The following is a 750-nucleotide window of genomic DNA, read 5'->3' on the forward strand; positions in this document are numbered from 1 at the left end:
GTTTTTTATGAAACATCCTCGCTTGCGCTTTCCCCTGTCGCGATGTTATTAACATCATCATTCGTCTTTTTTGGGTAATGAGTCATTGTATGAATACGAGCGTCCCCGCGGCGACGTTGCTGCGTCGCATTACGGCGGCAGACAATGCCGCCATCGCCAGGGTCATCCGCCAGGTCTCGGCTGAATATGGCCTGACCGCCGATAAAGGCTATACGGTCGCCGACCCGAATCTCGATGAACTGTATGAGCTGTACAGCCAGCCAGGCTCCGCCTACTGGGTGGTGGAGCAAGAGGGGGAAGTGGTTGGCGGCGGCGGCGTCGCGCCGCTCGCCTGCAGCGAGCCGGATATCTGCGAGCTGCAGAAAATGTATTTTATGACCAGCGCCCGCGGCCAGGGGCTGGCGAAGAAGCTGGCGCTGCTGGCGCTGGACTACGCCCGCGAACAAGGGTTTAAGCGCTGCTATCTGGAAACCACCGCCTTCCTGACGGAGGCGATCGGCTTATATGAACATCTCGGCTTCGAGCACATTGACGGGCCGCTGGGCTGCACCGGCCACGTGGACTGCGAAGTACGGATGCTGAAAACGCTGTAGCGCCTCGATATCGCAGGCGTCCCCGGTAGCGCTACGCTTACCGGGGCTACAGTTCGGTAGCCCGTCTAAGCGTAGCGCGAGCCGGGGTATGTCCCGGATGGCACCGCTGGCACCTTACCCGTGCTCGCGGTGCCGTTTTTTTGTCGGGGGGCGGCTA

General features: G+C 60.4%; 1 protein-coding gene. It reads left to right on the forward strand.

Translation table 11 applies throughout. The features are described from left to right. Positions 1–89 precede the first annotated feature (89 nt). Positions 90–593: a GNAT family N-acetyltransferase gene (locus HMPREF9538_RS00195; protein ID WP_004152275.1), complete on the forward strand. Its 504-nt coding sequence runs from the start codon at positions 90–92 to the stop codon at positions 591–593. Positions 594–750 lie beyond the last annotated feature (157 nt).

It is taken from the genome of Klebsiella sp. MS 92-3, from assembly GCF_000195655.1.
GTDB lineage: Bacteria > Pseudomonadota > Gammaproteobacteria > Enterobacterales > Enterobacteriaceae > Klebsiella > Klebsiella pneumoniae.